The organism is Pseudocolwellia agarivorans (assembly GCF_002000085.1).
GTDB lineage: Bacteria > Pseudomonadota > Gammaproteobacteria > Enterobacterales > Alteromonadaceae > Pseudocolwellia > Pseudocolwellia agarivorans.
This window is the reverse complement of record NZ_MUZU01000011.1, coordinates 30,028-50,110: the sequence shown is the minus strand read 5'-3', so window position 1 is coordinate 50,110 and position 20,083 is coordinate 30,028. Positions and strand designations below refer to the sequence as shown.

The window sequence follows — 20,083 nt, the reverse complement described above, 5'->3', positions numbered from 1 at the left end:
ATAAGCAAATTCAGTTTTAGATATTAGCTGTATTGTCTTTGGTACAAGTAGCGCATGAGGTTTATCAGAGCAATTTACGCTTTGCGTTTGTTCTTTCTTGTGCGCTTTCATATTCATTTAATTCATAATTTATATATACAATAAGGATATAAATGTTCATCGAAATAGGAGATAAGACATCTCGCTTATTAGATGTCTTGAGAGGGGTTGCGGCACTTTTAGTTGTTGCAGGTCATAGTAGGGATTACGCGGCTAAAATATTCAAATTATCTCCTACTGGTGATTCTCTATTTGAAAAAATTCTCTTAGTCCCAACTAGCTTTGCTATGGAGTCAGTTGCTGTTTTTTTTGTTCTCAGTGGCTTTTTAGTTGGTGGACAAACAATAAAGCTCGTTAATAAAGATCAATTTATTTGGTCTGATTTCTTTGCAAAGCGCATTTCAAGATTATGGGTAGTATTAGTTCCGGGTATAATACTTACATGGTTTGTTTGGGAAATTAATTTTTATTTATGGGAAGTAAGCACTAGATCTCCATCGTTAGATGCTGCGGTTTGTAATTTGTTTTTCTTTCAAGAATCCCAATGCGATTCTTTCTCTATTAATGTAGCTTTATGGTCACTTTCTTATGAGTTTTGGTTTTATATAGTGTTTGCAGGAATAGCTACATTTGTAGGGCATTGTTATAGGAAAAAATTTCCTTATGCTATTGTGTCACTGTTAGTTGCCTTTATATCTGTTGCAGCTTTTGGTTTAAATTTATTGTTTTTTATGCCTAGTTGGTTAATTGGTGTTTTTATATACTGGTTCTACGCAAAGAATAAAGAAGTACATACATTTATTTATGAAAATAATTACTACTGGCTAATTTTTTCAATTGTTCTTATAACTGTATTTGCACTTTGTTCTGCTTTTTTTTCATGGAATAAAATAACATTGACAACATTGATGGCATTCCCTTCTGCTATTTTTGTATATGTGACTTTACATGTTCGAAATGAACCCAATTTCTTAACTAAACTTATAGATATTGGCGTTTACGTAGGTCATCGATCTTTCTCAATATATGTGTTTCATATGCCAATTGTTATCTTTGTATTATATTGCATGAGAGAATTGTACATTGGTCAAGATGTCAGTTTACCTATACTTACGTACACTACAATTATAATTAGCGCACCTATTAGTATTCTACTTTGGTATGTTACAGAAAAACACACTCCATTCTTTAGGGAAAAATTTTTACTAATTGCTTCAAAGAGTAAAAATTTCTAAGGGTAATATTCTACATGTCTAGTTTTTGTTTAGGCTAAAATTACATATTTTAATTTCAATATAGAAACAAAAGAGTAAAATAATATGAGCACATTACAAGCAAATACAGTTTTAGAAAATAGCGGTATTGCCTTTGGTACAAGTGGCGCACGTGGTTTAGTAGAGCAATTTACGCCTGACGTTTGTGCTGCATTTTCTTTAGCTTTTATTGATACGTTAAAAGGGCAATTTACTTTTGACTGTTTAGCTATTGCTATTGATAATCGTCCAAGCAGCTATGCTATGGCTCAAGCTTGTAGTGCGGCTTTAAAGCAGCAGGGCATTGAGATAATTTATTATGGTGTTATTCCTACTCCAGCTTTAGCTTATGCTGCTATGGAAAGAAACATTCCTTGTATTATGGTTACCGGTAGTCACATTCCTTTTGATAGAAATGGCTTAAAGTTTTATCGTCCTGACGGTGAAATCAGTAAAAGCGATGAGTTATCAATTTTAAAAAGCGAAGCGGCTTTTGAGCCATTAGATACTTTAGATGAATTAGAAGTCAGTAGCGAAGCCGGTGAAGAATATGTACTCCGCTATTCTTCGTTATTTGATCAGCCTTTTTTAACCGGTAAACATATTGGTATTTACGAGCATTCAAGTGCTGGTAGAGACTTATATCAAGCTTTGTTTGAAGAATTAGGTGCTAAAGTAACGTCACTTGAACGTAGTGATGAATTTGTACCTATTGATACTGAAGCGGTGTCGGAAGAAGATCAATTAAAAGCCATTAACTGGTCAAAAGAGTATGGCTTTGATGCGATATATTCTACCGATGGTGATGGCGACAGACCTTTAATTGCCGATGAAAAGGGCGTTTGGTTACGTGGCGATATTTTAGGTTTGTTGTGTGCAAAGCAGCTTAATGTTGAAGCTTTATCTATTCCTGTAAACAGTAATACGTCGATTGAACTTTCAAATGCTTTCAAAAAGATTGAAAGAACTCGAATTGGTTCACCTTATGTTATTGCTGAATTTGAAGGTTTAAGTAAAAGCTATAAATCGGTTGCTGGTTTTGAAGCTAACGGTGGATTTTTATTAGGTACTGACACAAGCATTAACGGTAAAGTGTTAAAAGCCTTACCAACACGCGATGCACTTTTACCTGCCATTATGTTGTTAGCTGGAACTACTGATAATAAAACTATTTCTGATTTAGTAAAAGATTGTACTAAGCGTTTTTCGGCAAGTGATAGAATTAAAAACTTTGCTACAGCAAAAAGTAAGCAGTTAATTGAAACTTATGCTGAAGATGCTTCAGCGCTTATTAAGTTATTAGGTTTTGCTGATTTAACGGTTACCAGTATTGATGTAACTGACGGCTTAAGAATGACGTTATCTGATAACGATGTGATTCATTTGCGTCCTTCTGGTAACGCACCAGAGTTACGTTGTTATGCTGAGTCTACGAGCGATGAAAAAGCTAAGCAATTGGTTGTTCAAGTATTAGGTAAAGTTGTAATTCTTTAGTTTTATCAACGAATTACGCTAATTTCACTAATTATTTAAGAAATCTATATTTGATTTTAATTAATGTTGTTGGCGTAATTAACTTTCAGTTCTTTCTTTAAAGTAAAACTCATTACCACCGAGAATTAGTAGTTGATCAGAGTTGCTCAATGGCTAATTTAAACATTGGTGTTAATAATCTATTACCATACTCACTAAAATGATTATCATCAGAATATATTGGGCGTCCTTCTAATACCGCCATACATCTCTCTTGATGGCACAAGTACGGTATAGGATCTAATACTTGAATATTATTCATATCTGCTACTTTAGTTATTATATTTCTTACATGTTCATTTCGTTCAAAATAAAGCTTAGAATCTATTGATAAATCATTATTAACCTTATTCAGCATGAGGTTGAGCGCTAAACTCTTGGGAACATTTTTTCTCATTTCTGGAACAGGTTGAAGAATATACACCGGGTGATTAACAGTAAGCATTTCAATTGTAATGCCTAAATTTTCTGTTAATTCCTTATATAATAATTCACTTGGCTTTTTATAAGGCGTGGTAAAGTAAATTAGAGGCTGAATATTGGTATCATTTTCGGTTTTAGGGTTTGATTGACCATATATGTATACACCAGTTCTCGCTATCCAAAAAACAGGAACACCTGAATGGTGTGAATTCAAATATTTTGCACGATTCTTGTTCTTCAGGTAACAACTGTCCCCACGACCTACTAATTGTGCGTTAAGTATAAATGGACACCCAGACTCAGTAAGCGAAATTACTCCACTATCCTTTAAGTCAAAAGAATGTGCAATTGATGTAGTCATTGCATTTGCGTGACTATCGCCAATAATAATAGCTTTAATATTATCTTTATTTCCAATTTCACAAAGAAACTTATCCATACATTTATAAGGATTTGTATTTATAGCTTCATTGCTTGCAACAATTACATCATCAGAATAGTGCTCTTGAATACCATTTGAGATAAAAACTCCAGAGCCCAAAATACCAACAATTAACATCATATAAATAGGCTTACATTTTATATAACTGAATATACTGATGAAATCATTTCTGAATTTGATTTTTTCTATATATTTATTACTCAATAAACCGAATAAAACAGATAATGTAATACCAATATAGATGAAAATTTCACTTAATGAAAAGTAGTAAATAGCGACAACAATAGGCCAATGCCATAGGTAAATAGAGTAAGACCAAGCACCTAACTTCTGAAATACTATATTACTGGTAATAAGACTATCATTGCGTTGAGCTTGAATTATTAAGAAGGAGCCTAGCACGGGAAATACTGCTAAATAACCAGGCCAAGGGTTATCTTTTGATATAAAGAAATAAGAGACAATAATTAATACTAAGCCAAACCACTCTAATAGTTTTTTTCTTTCTTTTTTTAAAGCTATTGGATAAAGGTAGGCCACACCGCCTATCATCATTTCCCACGCTCTTGCTGATAATAAATAGTATGATGGGTTGGGCCATTTATAAGTAGCGATGACACAAATGATAAATCCTAAGAGAGTCCCAGCTAATATAGTTGCTTTCATCGCTTTGACTGACATAAACTTTCGCATAGCAACTAGTACTAATGGATAGATTATATAGAATTGCCATTCAGCGGATAATGACCAAGTATGTAATAACCATTTTTCGTGTGATGCTGCGTCGAAATAGCCTGACTCACTCCAATAAACCACATTAGATAAAAAAACCATGCTACTCATTACGTGCTTGCCTAACGCTTTATAATCCAACGGCGTAAGGTAGAACCAGCCAAATATTAATAAGACTAAACAAAGCAAGGCCAAGGCAGGAATGATCCTGTTTGCCCGCGCAACATAAAATTTCAAAATGGAAAAGTTTTCTTGCTCTATGCCTCTAAATATTATTCCAGTCATTAAAAAACCCGAAATAACAAAAAAAACATCTACCCCCGCAAAACCGCCGGGCATCCAAGATGCATTAAAATGGAATAGCACAACAGCTATAACGGCGATAGCTCGAAGTCCATTTATGTCTTTTCTAAATTGCAAAATAGCATACTCAATCAATTGATAACTAGGTGGGTATTTTATGCGAATAAAAAGGCAAGGCAAGGATAATTTTCAAACAAAATAATCGATAAAAAACCTTCAAATGGACGATTTATTTAAATATTGTGCAAGACTTGAGCTTCTTTTAAAATTGGATTTTGAACAGAATATGTTTAAATAAAACTAACAATAACTAAAACATATAAACTTTGTAAATAATCATTCTGATGTCATATTTAATTTTATGACAACTAAATCCAAATACATAGCATTCTAGATGGACTATGTATCTACTATTCAAAATAATAGTAATGTAAAAGTCATCTTCGTGATTACATTCAAGCATTGAATAAATACTATATTCTAATTTTTAATTTTTAATCTATAACCAGTATCGACCGAGATAAAATTCGCGAGTTTAACAAATTACGAGAGTGGTGAGTCTGGTGTCTTTAATTCGAGTAATTAGCGACTCGTTTTATTTTTTCCGTTTAAAAATATATTTTATAGAACCTGTAAATATTCTTCTTATATACAATAGTGAAAGTGGCCAGCCACTATCTTTACCGTATTTTATATATATTTCTGCTGCAGGTGGAAAGGCTGTTTCTCTAATAATAGCTACTTTATTGGTTAAACCTTTGGTGGCACATAAACTCAACCATAGTCCTTTAACACCAAAAACATTACCTAGTAAGTAGTTATAACTCTTTTCGCTAGTCGCATTAATACTTGGTGTTTCACACCATTGAATTAAATTATTTATTTGAACTGACGGAAAGTATTCAATGGTTAATACGAGCGTGTGTTGTACCAAAAATGCTAACCCCGTATTAGTTATTATTGTTTTTAATTGCTCTATTTCAGCTGAGTCGAGTTGTTCGATAATAAGATATAAATCGTAATACCAAATTAACTTTATTAGATCACCTGAAGATTTATGGTGCAACAGATGAAAAATAGCATGAATTAACGCATAGGGTTTGTTAATTAAGTTGATATTAGGCAGTAGGGTGGTATTAGAGGATTGAATAAGTTCTTGATAATTTAAAATGTTTTCAATTTGCTTGCTGTTGCTTATTTTAAGATGAACATCAAAGAGTACGTTAACCCCTTTACTTAATGTTTTTTTCATCGCAAATTGATTCATAATGGCCTGTGGCTCCCAGCCACGAGGATTACTGTAACCTAAATGTTTGAAGATTTCAGATACCTTAACTTTGTCTTCATTTCTTATTAAAATATCGACATCAGTTTTGGGGCGTAAGTAGGGCGTGTCGTATACCTGATAACCTAGAGAGAACCCTTTTAATACCACAACCTTAATATTCTTTTGTGCTAACTCATATAGCAACTCTTTAGCTGCATTGTCGGTAATAGTACTGATGACTCGGCTATGTTGAGCAAAAGCGGTTAGTTTGCTATTTAGTTCTTTTAATGGCGCTATATCTTTTGTGCTTATAGTGGTATTACTTTCTTGAGATAATAATGCCGATAAGTTGGTGTTAATTTGATTGGCTACGCCGTGGGTGATACATAATGAATACAGTTGTTCTACTTGAGTTTTATCACTGTCTTTTTTTACTGCAATGCTGTTTAAGTTTACTAAGTTAGTCGAAACCAACTTAGCAAGCTGATTAATTAATAGTGCTTCTGTATTTGATTTTGGTTCAAACATTTAAGTTAGTACTCAGCTCGTGAACGTTGTTTATTACTTAATTGTCCTGCCTGTAAACCAGCGGCAAATATAATAAAAAAATAAATAGCGTTTGCAGGTAAGTGAAAATTGAAGTCAATGAAAGAATGTATTGAGATAGCACTTACTGATGTGAAACAGGCTATTTTTATTCCCATAAAGCTACTTTTTGTTTTTTTGAGTTGCTTAAATAATTTTATATAAAGTAATGCCATAGCCAGCATTAATAACGAAAACCCAATAATGCCTTGGTTACATAAATACTCGAAGTAATCATTATGTGCTCTTTTAGACATTGCTGTATTACCTAATAAAGGTGATTTGTATTTATGTTGAATAACGGGATATGTACCTGTACCTGTTCCAAATATTGGATAGTCAGTGATTATGTTTGTTACGGTCTGAACCATAATATCTCTACCATTAGGTGTTAGTCCTTGGTTTTGGTAACGCTTAGTTAATTTGTCTATCGTCCCAGTACTGATTAAGGTCATAATAAGAATAATAAAAGTTAATAAAGATAAAGAAAGGCGTTTTACTAGTTTTTTTGTACTAGCTTTATTTACTATTAAATAGCAAATATAGGTATAAAAAATTGAAAATATGAATATTAAATTGCCGCCGCGCGAAGAGGTTTTTAATAAAGATAAAATCATAATAAAAATAGCAAGTAGATATAAACCATTTTTAGACATAACGAGTTCAATTATTTGATTCATTAATGGTGTCTTAAGGCCTTTAGCTCGCCCCTTATTATGGTAGTAGCTTATTAGCCCAATACCTAAAGGAATGGTCATGGTAAGGAATGAGGCATAATGATTTTGATAACTAAAGGTACCATGCGTTACTTGTTTCCATGGCATAACCCATGGTGGAATTGAGCTAATTAAGCTGAAGCTACCATCAGTGTAGTGATTAATTAACGAATAAATTGCAATTACAGTAGAAGAAAAAAATAAAATGTTAAGTAACGTTATTATTCTGTTTTTTGAACTTAATAAAAGTAGACATAAAATAAAGGTAGCCAAATAACTCATGTTTTTGAGTAATTCTAATAATGATGTTTCGGGTGCAATACTTAAACTATTACTTGTTAATGTATTAGGGCTGATTATTTTTATGACACTTTGAGGTAGAGGGACTATTTGCAGCAAAGCGTATAATATTAATATGAGAAATAAAATTAGTGATGTTTTATAAGGTGTCAGTATCGAGCTTAAGTTGTTGATGTTATTTGTTTTTATTAGGTGGATGGTGCTTAGGCTAAATATAATAAAACCGAAAAGAAGATATTCCCATACTAGTTCTAAGCCATGTGGCCAAGGTAGTAAAAAGATAAGCCCTAAAAAAAGCATGAACAAGGTTGAGTTCTTTTTATTTTCTTCTGAGTAATTAAAATCCATGTTAGTTAATGCTCTTTAGCTGTTTGTTTGTGTGTTGATGTTTATCTTTTTCCAATTGTTTTTGATATTTAGACAATATTTTTATGTGTTTTTTGTCAGATAGTAATGCCTTTAATACATGAATTTTATTGTATGTTTTTGCTGATTTTAGTGTGAGATCTAGATTCTCTCTATACCGAGTTGACTGTGATAATACTTTTTCAGCTTGTTTTTTTGTGCTTGGTAAGCCAGCTATAAGGCTCCAGTGTTTAAAAAGTAAAGGAATAATAACTCGTTGGGTTTTTCGTTCGTACGGACCTGTAAAGATTGTTTGGTTTATTGCTTCTTGGAGCTGTTTTTCTATATTTATATTACCGTAAGTATTTAGTTGTTCGTAAAAGTGACTGTAATAGTTAGCTAGTTTTGCCCAAGCATAATCCCATGTTGGTTGTTTTTTTAGTGCTAAAACATAATGCTTCTCAGCACTTTCTATTGTGTTTCTCTGTGACTGGTCAAGTATATTAATAGCTTGTTGTTCGTATAACCTGCCGAGTAACAAATGAGTGTTGGCACTTAAAGGGTTTAACTTCAGTGAACTTAGTAATCTAGATTCAAATATATGGCTTTCTTCAACTGAAAATGTTTTTTTATTTTGTTCCCATTGCGTTATGTCTTGTTCAACTCTTATTGTTGTGAGTGAAGCCCAAGCCCATAGTAAACACCAAAAAGCCAAAAAAACGCAGGTAAAAATTAGCAGTGTTTTTTTTATTTGAAATGGTTTTGGTAGGGGAGAAGCTTGAGATAGAATTCCGTTCATAATGTATTACTGAGTTAGACTTTTATAGGTAAGCGTATAAAGCTTAATGAAACGCGTTGTTGCACGTTAATTTAGCTGGTGAGTTGGTAACAAGTAAATTTGCTTTTTCGTTACCTATGATGGTTTTTGCTTGTTCCACACCTGCGAATAAATCAGGCGAGCGGCCTTTTAAATTATGGCAGTCGGAAGCTATGGCGCTGACTTCATCTGCCTCTAATAACTCTTCTGTCATTTGTTGCACATCGGCACCAAACTTACCGGTAAGACTACTGGCGGTAATTTGTAACGGACAGCCTAAATCGATAAAGGTTTGTAGTTTGTCTCGGTTATGTAAAAAGGTGCTGTTACGTTCTGGGTGTACAATAATGGGTAAGCAATTTTTTGATAATAACCAGCGTACTAAGTTGTCGCTACCAAAAGGAACTTCGGTACGGGGAAATTCTAATAAGAATGTTCGCTGGCTATCCACTTCGCCTAACCATGGCACTGAATCAGTGTTGATTAGCTGCATTATTTCAGGGCCAATACGTAGCTCGGCACCTAACAGTAATTTTATAGGTAGGTTAGCGGCGTTTACTTGTTCTTTAAATTTTGTGAATTCTTGTTCGATGTGTTGCTTAGTGTTGTTGAAACGCCCCATATGAATATGAGGTGTTAATACTTGTGTAGTAACACCTTGGTCGATTGCTATTCTCAGCATATCAAGGGCTTCATCAAGCGAGCGAGCACCGTCGTCTATACCGGGTAAAATATGGCTGTGTATGTCTATCATTTTTTCACCTAGTTAGTTGTTGTGATCGTGATTTTATCGTAGTTTTCTTTTTTACCACCGAGGACACAGAGTGTGCTTCGCACTACACAGAGATGTTCAAAATCTCTTTGTTTAAAACCTCGGTGCTCTCGGTGTACTCTGTGGTTGTTCTTGTATTTTAAAAGACGTTATCAACGAATTGCGCTAATTTTACGAATTATTTAAAACAATAAAACCATTGGTTCAGATCTTAATTAGGTAAATTCGTGTAATTAGCTGACAGTCATTTACCTAATATATAAGTTCTTTACTCGGTGAAGGACGCAGTCCCTCGGTGTTCTCTGTGGTTGCTCTTGTTTGCTGTTAACTTTTTAATTAACTCGCTTTGGCTTCTTCTTTAGGTGGTTTTACACCATAGTATTCGCCTGAGTAATAATGATCACCGTAGTAACTCATTTTATGAGGTTCTGCCACAGTAAGTACTGCACCAATAATATTGGCGTGTAATTTCTGTAAACGGCTCACTGCTTCTTTAGCGACTTTAATACGTGTGTCTTCTGCTTTAACTGCAAATACAACGCCGTCTACTTTGTTGGCTAATATACATGAGTCGCTTACTGGTAGAGTAGGAGGTCCATCTAAAATGATGTATTCGTAGTGAGTTTGTAAAGACGCTAGTACTTCTTCGAACTTTTTAGAAGACAATAACTCTAATGGGTTACGCGCCATAGTACCACACGTGATTACATTGAATTGGTCGTTGTTGTCTTTATAAATAAGTTCTGAGCTAGAGGTTACACTACCAGAGATTAAATCAGTTAAACCAAGTTTAGTTTTTATGCCTAAGTTTTTCGCTACACTAGGTTTACGTAAATCAACTTCAAGTAATAATGTTTTGCCTAAATTACTGTATGCTGCGGCTAGGTTCATAGCCATAGTCGATTTACCTTCGCTACCTGTAGCCGAGGTTACTAATATGGTTTTAGGCGGATTATCTATATTGGAAAACAATAAACCTGTACGTATGGTGTTTATGCTTTCAGCAAACGGTGAGCGTGAATCGTCAAGGTATTGCTTTTCAGGTGTTGCAAATTTTTTATTAACTTTAACTACAGGCGTAATACCTAATGCTGGAAGTTTTAATTTTTCTTCAACAGAGTCAGGCGTTTTAAATGTGTTATCAAGTGCTTCACGAACAAAAGCTAATACCACACCAAAGAACACACCAAATACACCCGCTAAAATAATAATGAGTTTAACATTTGGCTTAAAAGGTACTTTAGGCACTGTAGCATGGTCAATAATGTGTACGTTTGAGCTGTTGTACTCACTTTTACCATTGGTTTCCATTAAGCTCACTTGGAAGTTTTCGTATATTCTACGGTTGTTTTCTACTTCTCGTTCTAAACTCACTAATGAAAAATTATCTGTTTGTAACGATTGAATGTCGTTTCTGCTTTTATCAATAAGTTTTTCAATATTAGCTACTTGTAATTTGGCTAATTTGTAATTTTTATTAATATTATCAACTACTTTATTTACTTCAGTTTGTAAGTTTTCTCTAGCGCTTTTTAACTCTGAACGAGCGGCGATCATTTTAGGATGTTTTTCACCATAGCGTTCGAATAGTTCGTTAACACGTTGTGATAGTAGTGCTTCAGATTTAACCATATCACTAGCTGTTCTGTTATCAAGAACTGGGCCTATTGAATAAAATTCTTTAGAATCGGAGTCTACATTTTTAACGGCTAAATATTGTTCTTCAGCTGAACTTAAGTTGGTTTGCGCTCTTATTAATTCACTGTTTAATGATTGTAATTGTGAATTAGCAAGCAGTTGTTGTTGTTCAGTATCAACCATGCCTTGTTGTGAACGGTAAGCACTTAACTTGGCTTCAGAGTCTTGTAGTTTTTTCTTTAATTGAGTGGATTGCTCACTTAGCCAAGATTCTGTGTTTTTAACTTCGCCTAAACGTGATTCTAAACCAAATTGTATATAAGCTTCAGAAAGCGCATTAATAATGTCGGCTGCTTCTTGTGGATCGTCTGAAGTATAACTGATGTTAATAATTTGACTTTGTTTACCACCAGATACTTCAACGTTACCTTGAATGCTTGAAGCAAGCATTATTTTAATTTGAGCGTCAGTTAAGGCCGCTGTCTTTTCTTTTTTAGATGTGTCAGCTGCAAATAGGGCAGAGATTTCATTTTTGAAATCTTTGATTGCAACACTTAAACCTGACGGTTTATCTGATTTTAATTCAAGTTGATCTTTTTTATATTTTTCAACAAGGTTTAATTTATCTACAACCACTTCAGCAACGTTACGAGATTTTATAATTTCGTACTGTGTTTCGTAGTATAAAAAGACTAAAGCAGTAGCAATATATTGCTCGTTTCTATCAGCAGCTGGGTTTTGAGGATCAGCCAATATTTTACTTGATGCTTTATATATAGGAACAGCCGTTGATGCTATGTAAGCTCCAACCATTAAACTACAAAGGGTAATAACTATTATTCCCCATTTAGCTCGTTTAATAGTACGCCAGTATTGGCCTAAGTCGATTACTTCTTCTGTGTTGAATGAATCGTTGTTATGCATTGGGTTATTAAGCGATGATGCTTTTTCAGGTACTACAGAGTTCATTTTTTATCCTTAAAAGAAGCTTTCGCTGATGGTAATAACGTCGCCAGGTTTTACGGTATCTTTAAGTGATACAGCTTTTACAAAACGTTTATCTACTTCACCAACAAGTGAGATGGCTGATTTTGATGCGCGCTCAGTGAAACCTCCGGCTAGTGTTATTGCTTTTTCTATGGTTAAACCTTTACGGTATGGATAGCTGCCCGGTTTTTTAACTTCACCATTAATATAGAAAGGGCGGTATTCTGTAATGGTTACTGATACGTTCGGCTTTTTAAGGTAGCCATCTAATAATAATGCTGTAATTTTACTTTCAATTTCAGGAACCGATAATCCCTTAACGTCGATTTGACCAATAAGTGGAACAGAAATAGAGCCGTTGGCGCCAATTTTTGTTTTGTTGATACTTAAGTCGGGTTCATTAAATACCGTGATGGATATTTCATCATCAGTTGAGACTTTATAATTGTCTGTTTCTTCTGCATAGGTATTGAATGATAAAAACATCATTATACTCATGGATAGAGTAAAAATTAGTTTGGTTAGTTTCATGGTTCTTCCTTTGATAAAGCTTATGTATTTGTTTCAGGTTGTTTATTTATATGAATATTGTTCAGGTAAATAGAACCTTTAGGTCAATCGAATGCCGTTTCTAGCGATAATTCTATGGTGTTAGATTCGAAGTTAAATACTTCTATATCAGACGTTTTTTCTTGGTACTTGTACGCTAACTTTACGTTTAACCATTTTCTTAAACTGTGGTTTACACCAATTTTTATGCTGTTACGTTTATCGGTTCGGCTGTTCCCTGCAACTATTTCTTCGTTGTTTGTTGTGAAGCGTGCAGTTACTGCTGTACGAGGCATAATTTTATGTGAAACATCTAACGAATAAGAGGTGCTTAAAAAACCGCCAACATTCAGTTGCGCTGATTCAGTAGTTTGGCGGACTGCGCCTAATTTTATTTGTGTGTAAGTATTAGGTTTCCAGATCATATCTAATATATAAGAAAGGCCAGATATGTCGTTTAATCTAGCATCATCATAGTCTTTATTCTGATAACCTATTTTAAATATGCCTTTCGATTTTGCTGTTGCTTCCCATTCAACACCCGCTAGGTATAAATTGTTATCACTTGATTGATTAAAAGTAAATCCGTTACCAAACGTTTGATCTTCGTATAAGTATTCTTCAGTACTTGCTTGAAAAAGCATGCGTGTTTTAGGTGCTATACGGTAAAAAAATGTTGCGCTGAATTGGTTTTGTTCTACGTCTCGAAATGATTGTTGGTTATTAGTGTATTCACGATCGTTGTATCTATAACCTAAAACAATTTGCCCTGTACTTACGGCTTGTCCGTAGTACAACTTTGCTTGTGCTGTTTTGTTTTGGTATTGATTAAATTCAGTTAACGATTGCGTTGATGAGTTGGTTGAACCTGGCTCTTCTGTAATTTTGTCGAATCCTAATTTGAATTCAGTATTAATTTTATGGCTATGATCAAGTCGGGCGCCAAGCGCTAATTTGTGTTCGTTGTAATTTAAGTTACTGTCTTTTGTATAAGTTGCAAGTTTGCCGTTGTAGCTTAATAAGAATTTATGTTTTCCTACTAAACCTAAATATTTTACGTCGGGATTAATAATAAACGCTGTGTCTGAAGTTTCATTCATATTATTAAGCACATTATCTGTGTATTCAGCTGATACTGAACCGTTTAATAATAATCCTGGACGATCTTCTGCTTGGCCAGTTAAAGGGATAGCTAGAATTAATAAGTAAGAGTGTTTAACAATATTTTTTAATAGGGCTGACATTTGAGTTGAACTTTTCAAAATTACGGTATGTCCTTATTGTTATGTAGATAGTAACTTGCTTATATTAATTAACTAGTTAGGCCTATTTGTTCAGTAAGTTAGCATTGATACATTACAATTAAATGACCATTGTTAATCTTGAATGAATACTTAACTAGCGTGAATAAAATTACGGTAAATCAGCTTTTCGGGCGATTTTAGCAGACATATTAATAACAATCCAAGTTTAGAATGTATATTCTAGATTTTATAAATGAAAAATATAAATCTATTGAGATACTGCTACATTATTTTACTTAAGAGCATTCAATAAGTATTGAAAAAAATAAGAATATATTTTTTGTAATCAGCTATTTTGTTTTAGTATTCATGGTTATTAATTATTGATTTTGTTTTATTTAATAAAAAAATCAATTCTGTTATCATTTTGGCAAGATGATTTATATTTAATGTGCAATGTTAAGAAACTTCGGAAAATTTATTAAGTTTGCTGCTTTAATGTAGTAAGTAGCATTTTCTAGCATAACCCTTAATATTAATTTATTTAATACTTCTGGTTTGAGTGTTTTCCCCTAACAATTAAAGTGAAACTAATGAAAATAGGTATTGTAGTAGGCACTAGGCCTGAAATTATAAAAATGGCTCCGGTTATTCGAGAATGTCAAAATAGGGGGATTCCTTATTTTATTATTCATTCTAACCAGCATTACTCTCAAGAAATGGACAGCATATTTTTTGATGAGCTTGAGTTACCAAAACCACATTATAATTTAGGTGTAGGTTCTGGCTTGCATAGTAACCAAACAGGTAACATTTTAATTAAAATGGAACCTATTTTAGTTGATGAAAAACCTGATGTTGTACTTGTACAAGGCGATACTAATACGGTTTTAGCGGGTGCTCTTGCGGCCTCTAAATTAGGTATTAAAGTAGGGCATATTGAAGCGGGTTTACGTAGTTACGATCGTACAATGCCTGAAGAAACTAACCGCATTATGACCGATCACATTAGTGATTTTCTTTTTGCTGTTGGTCCTAACCAAGAAACTATTCTTAAAAAAGAAGGTATCGACCACGCTAAAATTCATAAAGTAGGTAACACGGTATCAGATTCTTTATTTCAGCATTTAGAATTGTCTGCTGAAAAAAGTAAAATTTTAGAAGAGTTAAACGTTAAGTCTAAAGAGTTTTTCTTAGTTACCGCTCATAGAGCGTCAAACGTTGATGTATCTGCTAACTTGTTAGAGCTATTAGCGTTATTTGATAAGTTACACGATAAGTACCAACAATCAATTGTATGGCCAATTCATCCTCGTACAAAAGCTAAGCTTAAAGAGTTTGAAATTGAATTACCCAATTATTTACAACTTATTCCACCTATTGGTTACTTAGATTTTATTCAATTACAAAAACATGCAAAACTTATTTTAACCGATTCTGGTGGTATTCAAGAAGAAGCGTGTTTATTAGGTGTGCCATGTATTACGTTGCGTGAAAACACAGAACGTCCTGAGTCTATTGAAGTAGGCGCAAACGTTTTAGTTGGTCGTGATGGCGATAAAGCGATTGCTGCTGCTGAAAAGTGGTTAGCTGCGGGCGATTTCCATTGGGAAAACCCATTTGGTGATGGTCATGTTGCTGAATATATTCTTGATATTGTTACAGGCAAAACCGAAGAAGATCAAACTGAAACAATTGTAGCGCGTAACGAAACCATAGCGGTAATTGGTATGGGTTATATGGGGCTACCTATTTCTAGCTTAATTGCTGAAGCGGGTTACCATGTTACAGGTGTTGATTTAAGCCAAGAAAAAGTTGATTCGATTAACCGTGGCGAATGTCCGTTTGATGAAGTGGGTATGCCTGAGTTAATTAAGAAAGTGGTTTCGCAAGGTTTCTTAAAAGCATCTACTAGTATTCCGTCAAGCGAAACGTACTTAATTGCTGTACCTACACCACATAAAAACAATAGCTGTGATCGTAGTTATGTATTTGCTGCCGCTGATGCCGTTGCTAAAGTAGCTAAAGATGGCCAAACCGTTATTGTTGAGTCTACTATTTCTCCGCAAACCAGTATTGAAGTAGAGAAACGTTTTGCTGAAGCAGGTATTAAGGTGAACGTTGCTCATTGTCCTGAACGTGCTATTCCGGGTGAAACTTTATTTGAGTTAGTGAATAACGACCGTATTATTGGTGCATCTAACAGCGAAGCACAGCAAAAAGTTAAACGTTTGTACCAAAGCTTTGTTAAAGGTGAGGTTTTCTTAACTGACTTAACAACCGCAGAATGTGTGAAATTAGTTGAAAACACGTCTCGCGATGTAAGTATTGCTTTTGCTAACGAGCTGGCTGAAATTAGTAAAGAATTAAACATTGATGTGTACGAGGTTATTCGCCTTGCTAACCGTCATCCACGCGTTAACGTGTTAACACCAGGCCCAGGCGTTGGTGGACACTGTATTCCAATTGACCCTTGGTTTTTAGTTGAAAGTACTAAGTCTGGTGAATTAGTTCGTTTATCGCGTGCAATTAACGATCAACGTCCGGTGATTGTTGCTAACGACGCGATTGAATTACTAAAGTCGGTTAATGGCACTAAAATTGGTATTTTAGGTGTGGCTTACAAAGCTAACGTTGACGATTGTCGTGAAACTCCAGCAGATGCAATTTTAGCGCACTTTAAGTCTCAAGGTATCGAAACTAAATACCATGACCCTTATGTACCAACATGGGATTGTGAGCGTGTTGATACTCTAGCTGATATGGAAGCTTGGGCTGATGTTGTTATTTTAGTCACTGATCATGTTTGCTATAACGATTTAGATTTAAGTATTCCTGTACTTAATACTAGAGCTTAAAACTGGGTTTTAGATAACTTAGATTTAAATAGAAATTAAAAAGCCGCTTTAACAGTGAATTGTAAAGCGGCTTTTTTGTTTGTCTTTCAATATCAAACTGCCAACTAATTACGCCAACTCTTCTAATTAAAAGATGAACCACAGAGAATACAGAGAAAAGATTTGTGTCTTGGTTTACCTCCTAAAGCGAAGCGCCTCGGTGGTTAAATTTCTTTTCAGCTAATTACACTAATTGCTCTAATTAAAAGATCAACAGAGATTTCTTGTTTGAATAATTCGTGGAATTAGGGTAATTCGTTGGTAACGTATTTTCGAATATTTGGTCTCACAGATTAGTAGCCTGAGCCCTGAGTTTGTAAAGAGTGAACTGACGACTTGGTCGTTAATAGTATTTATGGAAAATTTTGAATTGTATAATGGGAATTGGTTGCGGGGCCCTGAACTTTGAAAAGAGCGAACTGACGATTTGGTCGGAAAATAATAGATTGGTTGCGGGAGCCAGATTTGAACTGACGACCTTCGGGTTATGAGCCCGACGAGCTACCAGGCTGCTCCATCCCGCGTCCGAATGGTTTAAGTGATTACTTAAACAAGCCTTAGAAGTTTTAATTCATTCTAAAAGAAAATTTTACAAAGTTGCCTCTGCTTCAATGATGTGCATCTTAGGGAGTCTGGCCGTACTTTGCAACCGCTTTTATCACTATATTTGATAAAAGTTATATAGTGTAAGTTTATCCATCAACTTATGTGTTTTAAATGCACAACAAGGTGTTTTTAGTGAGTATTCTTATTTTTTCCGGCTTATTATCATCTAATGAAGGTTAATAGGTTTAAGTACTGCCGGTTCTTGTTTATAATCGCGGCCATTAATCACTCTGGAAACCCTTTATGTATCAATTCTTAGCACTAACATCTCCTGGTATCGAAGTTTTACTTTTTGAAGAAGTTAAAAAGCTTGGTGGTGAGTCTGTTGTTCAAAAACCTGAAGGTGTCTATTTCTCAGCAAGCCTTGAGGCGGGTTACCATATTTGTTTATGGACAAGACTTTCTTCTCGGGTGTTGTTAAAGCTGGGTGAGGGTGATGCTAATAATAAAGATGAGCTATTTAAAGCGGCGTCTTTAATTAATTGGTCTGAGGTTTTTTCTAACAAGCAAACTTTTTCAATTGATTTTGTTGGCCAAAGTGAAGAGATACGTAATACCCAATTTGGTGGTTTAACCATTAAAGATGCGATAGTTGATCATTTTAGAGATAACGATTTAGATCGCCCATCGGTACAAAAATCTAATCCTGATATTAGTTTTCAAGCGCGTTTGTTAAGAAACCGTGTAGCGATTTATTTAGATTTTTCTGGTCGTGGTTTATTTCAACGTGGTTACCGTCAAAACAGTGGTGCGGCTCCGTTAAAAGAAAATTTAGCTGCGGCAATTATTCAACGTTCGGGTTGGTTAGCTGATACCACAAAACCTTTGTTAGATCCTATGTGTGGTTCAGGTACTATTTTAATTGAAGCTGTGTCTATGGCGGCAGGTTTAGCTCCGGCAGTTGATAGAGAAAAGTGGGGCTTCGAAAACTGGCTTAATCATAGTCCTGCCGTATGGGAAAATGTATTAGCTAGTGCGGTTGAAGCAACAAATACAGGTTTAGCTAATGTTAAAGTAAAAGTATTTGGTAACGACATTGATAGCCGAGTGATTCATACCGCTCAACAAAATGCGCGTATGGCTAAGCTGCAACAATATATCGATTTTTCATGTAAAGATTCAACCAAGTTAAATAATGCTTTTGGTAAAGAAGGTACTATTTTATTTAACCCGCCTTATGGTGTTCGTATTGGTGAGTTACCCGAGCTTGTAGAAAACTTTGCTTTATTTGGCAAAAAGCTTAAAGCGCAATTTTTAAATTGGCGCGTGGTTATTTTAACCGCCAACGTTGAGTTGTTAAGTATGCTTAAACTGGCAACTTTTAAGCGTTATAAATTTAAGAATGGCCCGTTAGATTGTCAACTGGCTTTATATAATATTGATGCGAAGCAAGCAGATAAAGATGCGAGTAATCCTAATGTTGATTTTGACCAAAAAGATTCAGCTTTTGCTAATCGATTAGTTAAGAATAAGAAAGGCTTAAAAAACTGGCTGAAGAAAGAACAAATTGAATGTTACCGTTTATACGATGCTGATATTCCTGAATACAATGTAGCTGTAGATATTTACAACGAGTATGTGGTTATTCATGAATATGCTGCGCCATCGACTATTGATGAAGACAAAGCGGCTAAACGTTTACAAGAAGTTATCTACTTTACTCCTAAAGTTTTGAATATTCCTACCAGCCAAGTGGTGTTAAAAACACGTGCGAAGCAAAAAGGTAAAAATCAGTACGAAAAAGTTGATAAAAGCCAGCAATCTATTGTGGTAACGGAATACGGCGCTAAATTAAAAGTAAACTTGTGGGATTATTTAGACACAGGTTTGTTTTTAGATCACCGTAAAACACGCCAAATTGTTGCTCAAAAAACTAAGAATAAAACCTTACTTAATCTTTTTGCTTATACGGGGTCTGTTTCATTACAAGCTGCGCTACATGGTGCGAGTGAAGTTACTACGGTTGATATGTCTAAAACCTATTTAGATTGGGCGCAAGATAATTTTACCTTAAATAAACTATCAGGCCATAAGTATCACTTTGTACAAGCCGATTGTTTACAGTGGCTTAAAAATAATAAACAAACCTTTGATGTTGTTTTTATTGATCCGCCTACTTTTTCAAATTCAAAAAGAATGGAAGATAGTTTTGATGTTCAGCGTGATCATGTTGACTTGATCACCGATGGATTAAAGTCGTTAGCAGAAGGCGGCGAGCTTATTTTTACCAATAATAAACGTAACTTTAAAATGGATTTTGAAGCGATGGAAAGATTAGGTGTTAAGGCGACTGAAATAACTGAGCAAACACGAGATAAAGACTTTTTGCGTAACAAACATATACATAATAGTTGGTTAATTACGCGTATAATCGAAAAATAAATGATGAACATACAATATAACTTATATAGCAGCGAAGGCTGTCATCTTTGCGAAGAAGCATTGGCGCTGTGTGAAAGCGTAATGCCTTTAAATACCATTAACATTGTTGATATTGTTGAAGATGAAAAGTTAGTTGAGCTATATGGTATTAGCATTCCTGTACTTGAGCAGTTAAATAGCAATGAAAAGTTATTTTGGCCATTTACTCAAGAAGATATTAAAAAATTACATAAACTAGAGTTGAAATAAATCG

Annotated in this window: 13 protein-coding genes and 1 tRNA gene; 5 read left to right on the top strand and 9 right to left on the bottom strand. The window is 34.4% G+C overall.

The genetic code is table 11. The features are described from left to right. The first annotated feature begins 152 nt into the window (after nt 1-152). Nucleotides 153-1,274 (top strand): acyltransferase family protein, encoded by a 1,122-nt coding sequence (locus B0X80_RS16010; RefSeq protein ID WP_077342097.1) that lies wholly within the window; start codon nt 153-155, stop codon nt 1,272-1,274. 84 nt (nt 1,275-1,358) lie between these two features. Then, a complete protein-coding gene (locus B0X80_RS16005; RefSeq protein ID WP_077342095.1) occupies nt 1,359-2,786 on the top strand; it encodes a phosphomannomutase in 1,428 nt (475 codons plus the stop codon). Between the two features lie 136 nt (nt 2,787-2,922). Here the strand turns inward: B0X80_RS16005 and B0X80_RS16000 are convergent, their stop codons facing one another. The 8 genes from B0X80_RS16000 to B0X80_RS15965 all read right to left on the bottom strand — a co-directional run bounded on the left by B0X80_RS16000 (nt 2,923) and on the right by B0X80_RS15965 (nt 13,963). Continuing rightward, on the bottom strand, nt 2,923-4,842 hold the full coding sequence (locus B0X80_RS16000; RefSeq protein ID WP_077342255.1) for an acyltransferase family protein: 1,920 nt from the start codon (nt 4,840-4,842) through the stop codon (nt 2,923-2,925). A 478-nt stretch (nt 4,843-5,320) separates the two neighbouring features. After that, the gene (locus B0X80_RS15995) at nt 5,321-6,520 is read right to left on the bottom strand and encodes a nucleotidyltransferase family protein (protein ID WP_077342093.1); all 1,200 of its coding nucleotides are present in this window, start codon (nt 6,518-6,520) and stop codon (nt 5,321-5,323) included. A 5-nt stretch (nt 6,521-6,525) separates the two neighbouring features. After that, complete coding sequence (locus tag B0X80_RS15990) at nt 6,526-7,941, bottom strand: O-antigen ligase family protein (protein ID WP_077342091.1); 1,416 nt, start codon at nt 7,939-7,941, stop codon at nt 6,526-6,528. A 1-nt stretch (nt 7,942) separates the two neighbouring features. After that, nucleotides 7,943-8,737, bottom strand: a complete 795-nt coding sequence (locus B0X80_RS15985) for a hypothetical protein (RefSeq protein ID WP_077342089.1) — start codon at nt 8,735-8,737, stop codon at nt 7,943-7,945. A 43-nt stretch (nt 8,738-8,780) separates the two neighbouring features. Beyond that, nucleotides 8,781-9,509 carry a tyrosine-protein phosphatase gene (locus B0X80_RS15980; protein ID WP_077342087.1) on the bottom strand — a complete coding sequence of 243 codons (729 nt, stop codon included), beginning with the start codon at nt 9,507-9,509 and terminating at the stop codon, nt 8,781-8,783. 354 nt (nt 9,510-9,863) lie between these two features. After that, a complete protein-coding gene (locus B0X80_RS15975; protein ID WP_077342085.1) occupies nt 9,864-12,134 on the bottom strand; it encodes a GumC family protein in 2,271 nt (756 codons plus the stop codon). A 9-nt stretch (nt 12,135-12,143) separates the two neighbouring features. After that, complete coding sequence (locus B0X80_RS15970; RefSeq protein WP_077342083.1) at nt 12,144-12,683, bottom strand: polysaccharide biosynthesis/export family protein; 540 nt, start codon at nt 12,681-12,683, stop codon at nt 12,144-12,146. Nucleotides 12,684-12,766: 83 nt separating this feature from the next. After that, nucleotides 12,767-13,963 carry an outer membrane beta-barrel protein gene (locus B0X80_RS15965; RefSeq protein WP_139345335.1) on the bottom strand — a complete coding sequence of 399 codons (1,197 nt, stop codon included), beginning with the start codon at nt 13,961-13,963 and terminating at the stop codon, nt 12,767-12,769. A gap of 575 nt (nt 13,964-14,538) precedes the next feature. Here B0X80_RS15965 and wecB point away from each other — a divergent pair. Next, nucleotides 14,539-16,803, top strand: a complete 2,265-nt coding sequence (gene wecB / locus B0X80_RS15960; RefSeq protein ID WP_077342079.1) for a non-hydrolyzing UDP-N-acetylglucosamine 2-epimerase — start codon at nt 14,539-14,541, stop codon at nt 16,801-16,803. 486 nt (nt 16,804-17,289) lie between these two features. On the opposite strand, the gene B0X80_RS15955 is transcribed toward wecB, so the two are convergent. Then, nucleotides 17,290-17,366: transfer RNA gene (locus tag B0X80_RS15955), tRNA-Met, on the bottom strand. Nucleotides 17,367-17,691: 325 nt separating this feature from the next. Here B0X80_RS15955 and rlmKL point away from each other — a divergent pair. Both rlmKL and B0X80_RS15945 read left to right on the top strand, forming a co-directional pair. Further along, complete coding sequence (rlmKL, locus tag B0X80_RS15950; protein WP_077342077.1) at nt 17,692-19,830, top strand: bifunctional 23S rRNA (guanine(2069)-N(7))-methyltransferase RlmK/23S rRNA (guanine(2445)-N(2))-methyltransferase RlmL; 2,139 nt, start codon at nt 17,692-17,694, stop codon at nt 19,828-19,830. Continuing rightward, entirely contained in the window at nt 19,831-20,079 is a 249-nt protein-coding gene (locus tag B0X80_RS15945; RefSeq protein ID WP_076419918.1) for a glutaredoxin family protein, read from the top strand. Nucleotides 20,080-20,083 lie beyond the last annotated feature (4 nt).